The sequence below is a fragment of the Vibrio antiquarius genome (assembly GCF_000024825.1).
Classification (GTDB): domain Bacteria; phylum Pseudomonadota; class Gammaproteobacteria; order Enterobacterales; family Vibrionaceae; genus Vibrio; species Vibrio diabolicus.
Genome location: NC_013456.1, coordinates 2,037,369 through 2,051,208, shown reverse-complemented (window position 1 = coordinate 2,051,208; position 13,840 = coordinate 2,037,369). Strand labels below are relative to the sequence as shown.

At 44.2% G+C, this 13,840-nt stretch carries 13 protein-coding genes; 11 read left to right on the top strand and 2 right to left on the bottom strand.

Going from position 1 to position 13,840, the window contains the following annotated elements; translation table 11 throughout:
• Positions 1 to 10: 10 nt before the first annotated feature.
• A complete protein-coding gene (gene ccoN / locus VEA_RS09625; RefSeq protein ID WP_005396488.1) occupies positions 11 to 1,438 on the bottom strand; it encodes a cytochrome-c oxidase, cbb3-type subunit I in 1,428 nt (475 codons plus the stop codon).
• Between the two features lie 257 nt (positions 1,439 to 1,695).
• Between ccoN and VEA_RS09620 the strand changes: the two genes are divergently transcribed.
• The 3 genes from VEA_RS09620 (at position 1,696) to VEA_RS09610 (ending at position 5,058) form a co-directional block, all read left to right on the top strand.
• Positions 1,696 to 2,052, top strand: a complete 357-nt coding sequence (locus VEA_RS09620) for a hypothetical protein (RefSeq protein WP_041852960.1) — start codon at positions 1,696 to 1,698, stop codon at positions 2,050 to 2,052.
• A gap of 113 nt (positions 2,053 to 2,165) precedes the next feature.
• A complete protein-coding gene (locus VEA_RS09615) occupies positions 2,166 to 3,347 on the top strand; it encodes an FIST signal transduction protein (RefSeq protein WP_006742592.1) in 1,182 nt (393 codons plus the stop codon).
• Entirely contained in the window at positions 3,337 to 5,058 is a 1,722-nt protein-coding gene (locus tag VEA_RS09610; protein ID WP_006742593.1) for an ATP-binding protein, read from the top strand. The genes VEA_RS09615 and VEA_RS09610 overlap by 11 nt, the downstream gene beginning before the upstream one ends.
• 174 nt (positions 5,059 to 5,232) lie before the next feature.
• Here VEA_RS09610 and VEA_RS09605 read toward each other — a convergent pair whose 3' ends face one another.
• Entirely contained in the window at positions 5,233 to 5,601 is a 369-nt protein-coding gene (locus VEA_RS09605) for a DUF3693 domain-containing protein (protein ID WP_005389163.1), read from the bottom strand.
• Positions 5,602 to 5,784: 183 nt separating this feature from the next.
• Between VEA_RS09605 and VEA_RS09600 the strand changes: the two genes are divergently transcribed.
• From VEA_RS09600 to VEA_RS09565, 8 genes are all read left to right on the top strand, one after another.
• Entirely contained in the window at positions 5,785 to 6,402 is a 618-nt protein-coding gene (locus VEA_RS09600) for a 3'-5' exonuclease (protein WP_012841823.1), read from the top strand.
• A 3-nt stretch (positions 6,403 to 6,405) separates the two neighbouring features.
• Positions 6,406 to 8,436 carry a replication endonuclease gene (locus VEA_RS09595; RefSeq protein ID WP_006742595.1) on the top strand — a complete coding sequence of 677 codons (2,031 nt, stop codon included), beginning with the start codon at positions 6,406 to 6,408 and terminating at the stop codon, positions 8,434 to 8,436.
• A gap of 83 nt (positions 8,437 to 8,519) precedes the next feature.
• Positions 8,520 to 8,825 (top strand): hypothetical protein, encoded by a 306-nt coding sequence (locus VEA_RS09590; RefSeq protein WP_012841822.1) that lies wholly within the window; start codon positions 8,520 to 8,522, stop codon positions 8,823 to 8,825.
• Positions 8,826 to 9,094: 269 nt separating this feature from the next.
• The gene (locus VEA_RS09585; RefSeq protein WP_012841819.1) at positions 9,095 to 9,358 is read left to right on the top strand and encodes a major coat protein; all 264 of its coding nucleotides are present in this window, start codon (positions 9,095 to 9,097) and stop codon (positions 9,356 to 9,358) included.
• A 70-nt stretch (positions 9,359 to 9,428) separates the two neighbouring features.
• The gene (locus VEA_RS09580) at positions 9,429 to 11,009 is read left to right on the top strand and encodes a hypothetical protein (protein WP_006742597.1); all 1,581 of its coding nucleotides are present in this window, start codon (positions 9,429 to 9,431) and stop codon (positions 11,007 to 11,009) included.
• Positions 11,009 to 11,368: a DUF5455 family protein gene (locus VEA_RS09575; protein WP_012841818.1), complete on the top strand. Its 360-nt coding sequence runs from the start codon at positions 11,009 to 11,011 to the stop codon at positions 11,366 to 11,368. The genes VEA_RS09580 and VEA_RS09575 overlap by 1 nt, the downstream gene beginning before the upstream one ends.
• On the top strand, positions 11,368 to 12,441 hold the full coding sequence (locus VEA_RS09570; RefSeq protein WP_012841817.1) for a zonular occludens toxin domain-containing protein: 1,074 nt from the start codon (positions 11,368 to 11,370) through the stop codon (positions 12,439 to 12,441). The genes VEA_RS09575 and VEA_RS09570 overlap by 1 nt, the downstream gene beginning before the upstream one ends.
• A gap of 17 nt (positions 12,442 to 12,458) precedes the next feature.
• A complete protein-coding gene (locus tag VEA_RS09565; RefSeq protein ID WP_005389156.1) occupies positions 12,459 to 13,811 on the top strand; it encodes a secretin N-terminal domain-containing protein in 1,353 nt (450 codons plus the stop codon).
• The last annotated feature ends 29 nt before the right edge of the window (positions 13,812 to 13,840 follow it).

Here is a 13,840-nt window from a genome sequence, read left to right as displayed (position 1 = left end):
TTAAATCTCCTTATGCCGGATGTGGGATAGCTTTTAGGCTTTCTTTTGGTGCACTTACCGTTTTGTACGTGTTGTATGCCATTAGGAACATACCAGATAGGAAGATAAATCCACCTAAGAAACGTACAAAGTAGAACGGATAAGACGCTTCTACAGACTCAACAAAGCTGTAAGTTAGCGTACCGTCAGAGTTAACCGCGCGCCACATCAGACCTTGCATTACACCAGAGATCCACATCGCAACGATGTAAAGAACGGTACCGATTGTTGCTAGCCAGAAATGCACATTCACGAGACCAACAGAGTACATACGCTCTTGGCCAAATAGGCGAGGTACTAAGTGATATACAGAGCCGATAGAAACCATCGCAACCCAACCTAACGCACCAGAGTGAACGTGACCAATGGTCCAGTCTGTGTAGTGAGAAAGTGCGTTAACCGTCTTAATCGACATCATCGGGCCTTCAAAGGTAGACATACCGTAGAACGACAGTGAAACGATTAGGAAACGTAGGATAGGGTCATAACGAAGCTTATGCCATGCACCAGATAACGTCATAATACCGTTGATCATACCACCCCAAGAAGGAGCAAATAGAACCAGCGACATCACCATACCTAGAGACTGAGTCCAGTCCGGTAGCGCTGTATAGTGAAGGTGGTGAGGGCCTGCCCAAATATATAGAGAAATAAGCGCCCAGAAGTGAACGATAGATAGACGGTAAGAATAAACAGGACGTTCAGCTTGTTTAGGAACGAAGTAGTACATCATACCTAGGAAACCAGCGGTCAGTAGGAAACCTACCGCATTGTGTCCATACCACCACTGAACCATCGCATCCACTGCGCCTGAGTAAATCGAGTAAGATTTACCAAGTGACACAGGAATAGCCATGCTGTTCACGATGTGAAGTACTGCTACTGTGATAATAAAGGCACCGAAGAACCAGTTTGCCACATAAATATGTGACGTGTTTCGCTTCACCAGTGTGCCAAAGAACACCACCGCATATGATACCCATACTAGCGCAATTGCGATATCAATAGGCCATTCTAGCTCAGCATACTCTTTACCCGATGTTAAACCGAGAGGCAAAGTAATGGCTGCTGCCAGGATGATTGCTTGCCAACCCCAAAAGGTGAAGGCAACGAGTGGGCCACCAAAAAGACGTGTTTGACATGTGCGCTGTACAACATAATAAGACGTTGCGAACAGAGCACTTGTACCAAACGCAAAAATTACCGCATTAGTATGCAGTGGACGTAAGCGACTGTACGTCAACCACGGCGTATCAAAGTTTAGCTGTGGCCAAACTAATTGAGCGGCAATCAAAACACCAACAGCCATACCAACTATGCCCCATAAAATGGTCACAAGGGTAAATTGGCGAACGACTGTATAGTTGTAGTTTTGTTCAAGCTGCTTTACTTGGCTCATTTGCATGCTTCCAATTTCTAATTAACTACACTTTTACTTCCAACACGACTTGCGTCGTAACACCACCCAAGTAAACTCTAGAATTCAAGTGTTATCATCACCTTATTTCCATTGCTGACTTTAATAAAAAGTGGCATTTTCAGCGTGACACTATACTTGAATTAACAATTCAATGACAGGGTAGTAACCTTACTGGCCCCCTGGAAATCATTTTTTATTTAAAAAGTTTGAAGTTTGTAACAAGGATATTAGTAATTATGCCTGCACAAAAGTTAACAAAGGCGCGACTTGCACAAATCTTAATCATGCTCAGTGTGTTAATAGGCGCATTTTTCTGGCGTACCTTTACACACGAGAGCGTTACTAGCATTGACTGTTCACAAAAAGAACGATGCGATGTAACAATTGAAGGTGAAATAATCACAATTAATCGTGACTCAACGGGAATTTCGCTCGAAACGATAAAAAGTAGCACTCTAAAAATTGATCCAAATCAATCTGGCGAATTTATCAATCTCGATCGAGAGCATAAGAAAATAGAATGGGACACAATGCCTGAATCAAAAAAAATCACCTTTAAAAAAGGCGAAAACATTGTTGTAGTTCAATTATAAATACGATCTGTCACGAGATAATCGCAACTTCTTAATGAAATTTTCACCTTCTTACCTAGAGAAAATTGGTTGGAATGGTATAACAGCAGAGTGATACCCAATTATAAAATCGTATGCATTGCCAATCAGTTTTTACTCATATTAAAGATGAAGACTCAGCGATAGAAACGCTTAGGTCCGAACTGACACAACAGAACTTGTCTTACGTGATGTGCTACTACACGGAAGAGTACGACTTCGAGTTAATTCGAGAAGCGTTTCTTGAGCATTTTCCCGGTGTGCCTTTTCATGGCGCCAGTTCATGCCAAGCAGTAATGACAGACCAGGGGTTTCATACGGGCCCAGTGATTGCGGCGCTCGCAATTTATGACTCAGGCCCTCATGCTTATGGCACTGGTATTTCTAACTATGATTCAGGTGACAGTGTAACTAGAGCCTTAGATATGGCTCTTGAGAACGCTAACCGCGTAGGAGAAGTGCCAAACTTAATACTGCTTCATGCAACTCCAGGGCAAGAGGAATCAATCATTGCATCTATAGATGAAAGGTTTGGTACGCTGATCCCAATTATTGGTGGTTCAGCCGCTGATAATCATATCACGGGAAAATGGTCTGTCATTACCACCCAAGGATCTCAAACTGCAGGTTTAAGTCTGACATTATTTTACTCCTCACAGCCTGTTGATATTGCTTTTAGTGCTGGGCACACTCCAACCAATATCAAAGGGGTTGCAACCAAAACTAACGATAGGTGCTTGCTAGAAATTGATGACGAACCGGCCCTCAATGTTTATAGAAAGTGGACAAACCATCAAGATAACCAAGTAGGTAAAAACAACCTGCTATTTACAAACTCGAGTGCTTATCCACTAGGGCGTGTCGCTGGCCACCTCTATGAGCGTCCATATTACAAATTGTCCCATCCAATTCGTGAGACGCGAGATGGAGGAATTGAGCTATTTACACGAATAGAAGAGGGTGATGAACTCACTTTAATGAAAGGAAGCAGAGAACACCTCGTTGCACGCGCCGCTAAAGTTGTAAATGCAGCCTTTAATCAAAAATTAGAAGAATCTCGAAAAATTGGGGTGATAAACATCTTTTGCGCAGGTCCTATGTTGCACTTAATGCAAGACATGAATAGCGTTTGTGAACAAATTAACCAAGAACTAGAACAGTTACCTTTTATTTGCCCTTTTACTTTTGGTGAGCAAGGTAGATTTATTGGTGGTGAGAATGGACATGGAAACCTGATGATTTCATCAGCGATATTCCATAAACCTTATGAAAGATAAATACTTAGACATATACCAACAGGAAGCGCTGCAAGAAGCGTTAGTCGAACTAAAACAGGCTAGGCAAAGAGAGCGACTGCTCGCCGATGAGAATAAAGCTATTCTTTCAGCGATATCCGCGATGAGTGAAGCAAAAAACCGGCACGAGATATTTACGGGATTAAATAATGTCCTTAAGAAGTACATCAACTTTGATGATTTTATCGTTCTAACTCGTGATGATGAGAGGTACTCCTTCAAAACGTTGATATCGACAAATAGTGTATTTGATAACATATCTTGGTTACACGGTAACGCATCTGAGAGGGCGCTGAATGGCGAATGTATTCTGCTGTTCGAACCAGATAGGCTTGCGGAGTTTATTAACCTGAACAGCTTTATAAAAAGCCATGTAAACTCGGTAGTCCTAACGGGCATACGTTCAGAAGTAACACAAACGGTCATCTTACTTATTGGTGCTAAGAAAGGGCACTTTAGCATAGAAAATAAGGAAACCTTAAGACGCTTTCGGCCTTTAATTGAGAGGGCTGTCATCGATATTGAGACCAAAGAGAAGTTACAACGTATTGTTGAAGTGCGAACAACTCAGCTTGCTAAAGCAAGAGAAGAAGCAGAGCTTGCAAATCGCTCAAAGTCAGAATTCTTAGCGATGATGAGTCATGAAATTAGAACCCCTCTAAATTCCGTCCTTGGAATGCTCGATATTCTGAAACAATCCACCTTATCAGAAGAGCAAATCGATGCCCTGAGCCAAATGGAATGCTCAGCGGAGTTGCTTCTCGCGATTATCAGCGACATCCTTGACCTCTCAAAAATTGAATCAGGTCGCTTTCAACTCAATGAGCAGTGGGTTAATTTAAGAGACACTGTCACTTTTGTTATTTCTCAACAAAAACAAATAGCTAAGAAGAAGAGCCTTCAATTTAAACTCAATTGCATGGTAACTACCGACAAACAGTTTTGGATTGACTCTACGCGATTATCTCAAATCCTGTTTAATCTTATTGGGAATGCAATAAAGTTTACTGATGAAGGAGAAGTAAAAGTTTCAGTATCTGAGCAAGACACCGAGCTTGTAATTTCAATATCAGACACCGGAATTGGTATATCTAAAGCCAAGCAAGAACATCTATTTACGGCATTTCATCAAGGTGATCGTTCCATCACGAGACGCTTTGGTGGCACAGGACTAGGGCTTGCAATAACCAAGCATTTAGTTGAAATGATGCGCGGCAAGATTATCGTTAAAAGTGACGAGCATGTCGGCTCAACATTTACTATTAAGATTCCCGTTTTAACTCGTTGCAATCAAAATCGTCCAGTTAAAATAGAAAACAACCAACCAACAAAAGCGATGGATCTTCTCGTAGTAGAAGATACCGAATCGAATCAGTTTGTAATAAAGCTCATTTTAAATAAGCTTGGTCATAATGTTCATATCGCAAGTCATGGAGCAGAAGCATTAACGTTCTTAGAGGAAAATGAGGATTTAATCGACCTGATTCTTATGGATGTCTCGATGCCAGTAATGGATGGGATTACTGCAACAAGGCTTATCCGAGATAAAGGCTTCAAGACTCCAATCATCGCATTAACCGCTCATGCGCTAGAAAGTGATAGAGATAAATGCCTTGACGCAGGTATGGATGGATTCATTTCCAAACCAGTTCGAAGACAAGATATCTTTGAAGCTATACAGCCATTTCTGTAAGTAGAAAAAGCATTAATATAGATCTTAACAATCGATAGATTATTAAGATCTATATTAAGTATTTTATGGTAAATAGCCATTATGTTTAATAGTTATGATGGAGACCTTAAATTTCAAATCCACAGGGGAATAGGAGTGCTCATTGGCAACATTTGGCGTACGAGCACATCTAATTTAACATAACACATATAATGCGCACTGTAATAGTGGTTCCTGTGGACTTGCAATCACTAAAGCCAATCCGGCACAAACCATTGAAATGCTTGATAATCCAAGTCCGTTATACTTTTTTGCAATGCTTTCCCACATGCTTTTTATCGCTGGATTTTCATTGCGATCAGCGTGACATCCTAGTAACGCGATCTCAGGGTCTATACCTGCGCCGTGTGCGAGAAAAACTGCTTCTTCATCAGTAAGTTGCCTAACACCTTTGCGAATTTTACTAATCTTCGGCGGGTCTAGATTCAAATCGTGCGCAACCTGCTTATCTTGTACGTAGTTTTTCGCCTTTTTGTAGGCGTTAATTAGTTCAGCTGTGTACATAAGAACCTCCATTTCTTCTCATTGTAGCCACAAAGTTGCCATAAATCGCATCTTGCAGTTGCCATTCTTCGCAACTAGGATTGCCATAAATCGCAATTAAGACCGCCTAGCTCTGGGCGTTTGCCCTTGACGCTTTCGCGCTTGGCTTTGGCGGTCGCTCTCACAACTAGTCAAGGTGTTGCTATGAAAAAACTTCCTACTGAAAATGCGATCATTATCGATACAGAAACTACTGGCTTAGGAGCTGACGCAGAAATTGTTGAGTTCACTGCTATCTGTGCTAATTCTGGCGAAGTTATCGTTGATGAACTTGTTAAACCAACGTGTTCGATTCCTGCTGACGCTACAGCTATTCATGGCATCACCAATGAAGACGTTAAAGACGCGCCCGACTTTCATCTGATGTTCTCCAACCGTTTTCTTCCACTTCTTAACGGTCGTCCCATCATCATCTACAACTCAGATTTTGATACACGCTTAATTATCCAGTCTTTGGATAAGCACTGTAACGCCGCTTACGTTCAATCCGTTCACGATTTGTTTTTCAAGTTCTGTGTTCCTCAGTGCGCAATGCTTTGGTACGCAGAGTTTTACGGTGTTTGGAATGAATATCATGAAGACTACAAGTGGCAATCTCTTACTAATGCCTGCGCCCAACAGCATGTTGATGTGTCCGACTTAATCGCACACCGAGCCCTGGCCGATTGTGAAATGACTCGTCGATTGATTCATGCCGTTAACTCAAAGATTGAATACCAAAACAATCAAAAGTGTGACCGCGTCACGGATTGTAAGGCGTAACCGATGCGTGAACTTGTTATTGATTTAGCGTCCGGCAAACAAGAATGGATTGATTTTGTTCCTGTCCATTCTTGGGCTTCATGTGAGCATATTCCTGATAACTTATTTGACCATCGTTTTGAGTACGTCGACCACAGATTCACAACACCTGAGGATTTCATTCCGTCGGCTGTGAAATCGGCAATGAGTGCGTCAATCTACTCACACGACTTGTCAGATTTTATTGAGCGCCCTACTTCTAACCCTTGTTTGGACTTGCCGAAATCATTACACCGTAACGGTGACTTCGCTCGACACATGACACGCGCTTACACCGACATTCTGAAAACACGCAACGCTTTGGAAGCCGTTCGCGCAGTTAACGAGGCTCACGACCGTTTGACTGAGCACGGCTACAGCTACGCGATGTCAGATGAACAAATTACCAATCTAGCTAAGCGCAAATCACGCGACTTTTCTCGCGTATTAAGTGCGATTCCGCTTGAAGAATCACAAGCGCGTTTTGATAAAGCGTGTCAGCTTCTTGATTCATTAGGCTTGGCATTCTCACCTGAGCAAATTCAATACGCAGAAAACAACTGTGAGCTTTTCGCATTGGTAAACCGTGCGCTTGATGAGCATTGGCTTGTTCGTCAGCTTCGCCGTAAATGTGCTTACGAGGTTGAATGTGTCGCGCGTGATTTAGCGCTTGTTCAACGTCGTAAGCAAGTTTACTGCTCGGATTTTTCTCTAAACCGTCAACGTGATCGCAATACGTCTAACCGTATCGCGCTAGAAAACACGATTGCTTACGATGAGGCTGACCCATCTAACTACTTCACACTCAGTGAGTTATCCGCTAAGTCGGTTTCTAACGCTGAGATTCGCCGCGCTGAAATGTTCGTTCGTCTGCGTGGCTTTGAGGAAATCGCTCAAGAGTCGAATCACGATGCGGTGTTCTTCACTGTGACGGCTCCGTCTCGTTTTCACTCTGTTTCTAAAGGCGACATCAACCCGAAGTGGCTTGAGGCTGGCAAGCCTGATGCGAAAGCGGCTCACGCTTATCTAATGGGCGTTTGGGCAAATCTTCGTAAGTCGATTGATAAGAGCAAAATCAAGGTTTACGGGATGCGCATTGTCGAGCCTCACCAAGACGGCACACCGCATCACCACTTGTTGCTGTTCATGGAGAAATCCGCACGCAAATTTGTGACGTCTGAGTTTCGTCGTCTTGCTATGGCTGACTCGCCAGACGAAAAAGGCGCAAAGAAAGCTCGTTTCAAAGCGGAGGTTATCGACTGGTCGCAAGGTTCAGCCGTTGGTTATGTCGCTAAGTACCTGAGCAAAAACATCGACGGTCAACACATCGATTCTGACAAAGGTTCGTCTTTGTCTGGCTCGGATGCGGCAGAACGTGTCGTGACTTGGGCGCGTGTGAATCAAATTCGTCAATTTCAATTTATTGGTGGTCCATCTGTCACGGTATGGCGTGAGCTTCGTCGTCTTCGTGATGAATTCAAAGAGGACGATGCTTTGTTTACAGATTTATCTCAAGACGAACATTTTCTATTAGAAAAGGTTCGCCGCTCTGCTGATGAGGGCGACTGGAAAGCGTTTTGTTACGCAATGGGCGGCGTGTTCGTTAAGCGCAAAGACCAACCAGTAAAAGCGGAATACTCCGTTTCAACCTCTATCGAAAAATTGATTGCTTCGGGCGGTGAATACTCATCGACTCGCTACGGTGATATGGCTCAAGCGCGTTTGAATGGCTTGATGTTCCATAAGATTTTTATCGCGACTCGCTTCCGTACTTGGAAGACCGAGAACAAAGAGCAATTCATCCGTGCTCAACAAGGCATCATGTCTAACGTGGTCGATTACTTTGATGCGCTAGAACGTGAAAAAGAGTACGAGCGTATGTATGACGACCTTTACGAGCAATACGAAAAGCACCTAGCGCTCTATGACGAAATGGAAGCGCTGTTGCTCACCGACCCTCAGGAAATTAATGCGTCGTGTTGGGTGGGCGCAGCCCCGCCCGACATGATGCATTAATTTCCCTTGGACTTGTGTCAATAACTGTCATTTCAATTTTCAACTAACCAACAACGTAAAAATAAGGGCAAAACACTATGAGAATGGAAGGTTTAATTCTAGATGCTTCAGACATCGTTCAAGAAACCAAAACAGACCGTAACGGCGAACAAAAGCAAAACGGCAAACTGCGTCTCATCACAACCAACCCAACAGACACCATTGAAGTGCGTGTCTCTCCTGAGCTTTGGGAAAACGGCAAGGCTGGCGAACTGCTCAAGCGCTGTGTGGGTAATCGCATGATGTTTGATGTGGAACACAAGAAATTCAGTTTTGGTAACGATGAGGGCAAGCACGTCTCTATCGACGGTTTCCACCTCTACGCCCTACCTCAATTAAACGAAAAGTAAGGGCTAAATCATGACCGAGACGCAATTTGCAGAGCTAATGGCTCGACTCGATAACTTTCAGTTGATGGTGTTCTTAGGCATTTGCTTCTTGCTAGTTGCGCTCGGTTGGATGGTCGGAGGGCAAAGATAAATGCTGTCATCAGAGTTCATTCTCGGCTGTTTCGCGACAGCCTTTATCCTTGGCTTCTCGATTGGCTTCCACATTCTCGGATTCAAGAAAGCGGCTGAGGTTTCAACTTCTTCATAAACATAACATAGGAAATAAGACTATGGAAAAGCAAAGCAAAGTACGCGCAGCAATGGCTAAGGCTGGCGCAGTAGTAACAGCAAAACGTGCGGCATTTGGTGGTGCACTTCTAACAGCGGCGTCTGGTGCTAACGCCGCACTTCCTGAGGTCGCTGCTAGCGCCTTTACTGAGCTTGGTAGTTATGTCACTGATATGCTCACCTCGACTTGGGGTATCGCTGTTCCACTAACGGTTGGCTTCATCGGCATCAAGCTATTCAAGAAAGGTGCAAACAAAGCAACGTAATTCTAACGACTGCTTTATACACCCATTGGTCAACGCCTCCGAATGGGGGCGTTTTTTATGAGGAAAATAAATGAGTATTAAACAAAGCATTGCGTCACTGGTTATTTTGCTGAGTGTTTCGTTTAATGCTTTTGCTTCTGATTATTTGAAAATTACCCAAACTGGCAACAACTCACATTTAGTTACTGGTTGTACTGGTATTTCTGTTGGGTCTGTAGTTGCTTTTGGCTCTCGCTCTTTGGGTAATAGTTACAATGGTGGCACTTGTACTCAATTGTCGGTTGGTACATCTGGAGTCAGTGTTTCTTGGAAATATGGTAGTAAAACCCATAATGGTTATATGTACGGCTCCTTGGTTTCATCTTGTCCTGATGGTGAACAACTAAACCCTGATACTGGCAAGTGTGAAGAACCTCCAGTTCCTTTCTGTGAGAGGCCTGACACTATAAATCAAATGAATCAGTTTAAAGATGCTTGTTTCGACAAGGGTTGGAACCCTGTGGTGTCTTGTACTGATTCAACTGAATCTTTAGAGATGTCATGTAACCCACCTCCAGAGCCTGAAGAGTGCACCCCTGATTCATCTGATTGGCCTGCATGTAAAGACCCAGAGCCTGAGGAATGTACACCTGATTCGCCGGACTGGGACCCTAGGTACGGTACGTGCTGTAGACCAGAAAACAACTGGTGTGACACACCTGAACCCGAATCTTGTGTTATTGGTGGTCCTAATTGGCCAGCGTGTGCGACTGATACCGATATCGACCCTCCAACAGGCGGTGATTTGGGCGACCCTGATAAACCAAGTGGTGGCGGTACTGGTAATCCTGACCCAGATAAACCTGAGCCTGATGTCGATAATACGAGTGATACCCTCGCCGCTATTAAATCCATGAACAGTGATTTGAATGCGCAGTTAACTGGCATCAATAACGATATGAACAAGAATCAGGCGGAAACTAAGTCCGCTCTTGATGCGCTCAAGGCGTCGGTTGATTTGAATACCGATACCGTTGTCGATAATGCAAACCATGTAGCAAATGCCATTCAAGGTCAGTCCGATATGCTGTCTGATATTGGCAATAATACAAATCGCTTGCTGACTTCGGCAAACAACCAGTTAAGTAATGGTTTTGGTCAGCTGTCTAGCGACCTTGGAGATTTGCAGGAAACCAACCAACAAGGTTTTGATGACCTTTTGAACAAGCTAGACGATTTAAAACAATGCGACCCTACTCCTGAGAATAGATTCTGTGAAAGCCCTCATGGATTGGATAGTAACTTTGTTGGTGATGCACTAACTCAAGCGGATTCGATTGTTTCTGGTGCTTTAGGCTCTTATGAATCGACGGTTGTTGGTGCGGCAAATGATTTGCTTGAAAAGAATATTACGGCTGAATCTGAGGCGCATATTACTGCGGTTTCTGATTCATTCCTTAACTTGCTTCCACAACCTAGCGAATGTATGCGGCTTTCTTTGCCAACACTCAATGGTGGGAACGTTTCAATCTCTTGTGAGTTCTCTCATAAGTTAAAAATGATCCTCTCCATTCTGATTTACATCTACACGATTAAGACGCTTGTTGAAATCCTGCTGACTGAGGTCACGCCTGTACCAAGTAACAAGCCAGGTTCGGGGAGATATTACTAATGATTCAGCTATTACCTATTGTTTCAGGCATTAGTGCGGCGTTGCGTTTACCTGCTTTGGTCGCGTTTATAGCACAAATAGCGACGACTCTGTTTGGTTGGTTCTTTATCGCCAAGGCGCGCAACGTCACGATTAACTTGGTGATTATTACCTTATTGATTGGGCTTACACTCGCGCTCACTCTTGCCATTTATACGCTTGCCACTGGGCTTTCTTACGTCACGCCTCCGTTTTGGTCACAAGCGGCGGGCATGTTTATCCCAAATAACGCAATTCCTTGCGTGAGTGCGATTTACTCGGCGCGTCTGCTGCGTTGGGTGTGGGAGTGGAAGTTCTACGCGATTGTGAGGGCGGCGTAATGGCATCGGTCTACTTTGTCACGGGTAAGCTCGGCTCAGGCAAAACGCTAACAGCAGTCGGTAAGATTCGCGAGGCGTTTATGCGCGGTGTGCCTGTAGCGACAAACCTCGATATCAACTTGAAAGAAATGCTTGGACGCGATAAGCGCAACACTCGCCTTTACCGTCTGCCGGACAAGCCTCAAGTGGAAGATTTGATGGTGATTGGTTCGGCAAACAAGAGCTATGACACCAAAAAAGACGGCTTGATTGTGCTCGATGAGTGCGGAACGTGGTTTAACTCGCGCACATGGAACGATAAGAATCGACAAAAGTTAATTGATCACCTTTTGCATATTCGAAAGCTTGGATGGGATGTGATTTTCATCGTTCAAGACATTTCGATTGTTGATAAGCAAGCGCGTCTCGCTCTGGCTGAACACACCGTTTTTTGTCGTCGTTTAGACCGTCTTCAAGTCCCTATCATCTCGACTGCGGTATCCGTTCTGACGCTCGGTCAACTCAAGTTGAAAATGCCTAAGCTGCACGTTGGCATTGTGAAGTATGGTGACAACGCTAACTCGCTCACCGTCGATAAATGGATGCTCTGGGGTACGGACTTATACAGCTCTTATGACACTAAGCAGATGTTTAGAAACAACTATGAGGACGGCGTTTTTTCAGTATTGCCGCCCTATTATACCCATGGACGTTACACTGTCCCGTATACGTTGAGAAATATCATGCGCATTACGAAAATCTATCTCCGTAAATACTCTCGATTCAGTGTATTTGCGGCAGGTGTCGCCGTCTCGTTTGCGGTGTTCACCTTAGTTGGCACACCGAACATATCGACGGAACCCGAAACGGCTCAAGCCTCGGAGCCTCGCGAGTCATTGAGTGACTTGCTCGACGGCTATCGAATCGAATCGTCAATGAATCCCCCAAATGTAGCCCCGTCTTTTGTGCTCGTTAAGGACGATGTGCGTCTGTCGTCGTCGCAACTATACGCAAAGGGCTTTACGGCTCAATCTAACGGCTCTTGCTCCATTACGGTTAGCGGCAACGGTCAATCATTCAAAGTCATGTGCTAGGGAATAAGGTGCGCTTTATGTCATGGATAATCGCAAAACTCACAGCTTGTCTTTCAAAAAAACAAAAAAAATCTTATTGTGCCGGAGGCTTATTATCAGCGCTCTCGTTGCTCACTATGCGCTGTGGTAAAGTTGAGAAACAAACTACGGCTTGTTCCAACTTTTCCACATCCAGCATTACCACCTTTCTGCTCGCGTGCACCCTGCTCAGCTCCCCTTCTTTTGCTGCAAGCTCTGCGCCTTTTGAGGCAAAGAACACACCGATTGGAGACTTTGCATCGTGGTTCTCGGTTCATACTGGGAATACGGTGGTGCTCGGTCAAGGTGTTACTGGTGAGGTCAGCTTTACCGCACCGGATTTGAAAGATGAGGACTATCCAGCCTTTTTCCTTTCCGTGCTTCGTGCGCATGGTTACGAGCTTACGCATGACCACGGCGTTTTTACCATCATTGCTGACGCTAACAAGGTGGAAACCTTCGAACCTTCTCAAGTGAAGCTGTACTTCTTTGAGAATGTTCGAAATACCAAGGTCGTTGATTTGATTTCTTCGATGCTTGCTGCAACGCAGAATCAAACACTGAACAATAAAGCAATTAAGAATTACAAGGTTGAGGTATTACCGACCACAAACAGCATTATCGTGACTGGCTCTGAGAACCAATTGAAGCACATTGATGTGCTCATCAAAGGGATTGATAGACCACAAAAGCAAGTCTTTATCGAGGCAGTAATTACCGAAACTGAGCTCGGTGATTCTCAGGAAGTCGGTGTAAATATGGATTTGGCACTGAGTGAGGCTGGCTTTGTTTCGCAGCCTACCGCAATTAAGAAAGCCGTTGATAACTTGTTGTTCTATGAGGGCGGTGATTTTAATGCGCTTATCAAAGCTGTATCAAAGAATCAGAATACCAAGCTCTTATCACGCCCAAACATGTTCATTATGGACAGGGAGCGCGGTTACATCACGGTTGGTCAGAACGTGCCGTTCCTCACTTCGTCTGAGGTAACTGACGGCGGTAATCGAGTCCAGCAAATTGAACGTAAGGATGTGGGTGTATCACTTGAGGTAGTACCGCATGTGATTGGTGATCATGTTGTGTTGCAGATAATGCAAAAATCCGATTCGGTAACGGATTCCTCTATCGCATCCGATATCATCACCAATACGCGAACATTGCAAACAGTGGTCAAGGTCAAAGACCGCCAAACGATCTCTTTAGGTGGCTTGATTTCTCAAGAGCAGCGAGACTCGGTAAGCGGTGTGCCTGTCTTGATGGATGTGCCTTTGCTTGGTGCTCTATTCCGGTCAGAAAAGACCAATACGGTAGATAAAGAACTTAAAGTAACGATAAGAACCACGATACTTTGAGTTAAAAGAAAAGCCGAACAATTGCTGTT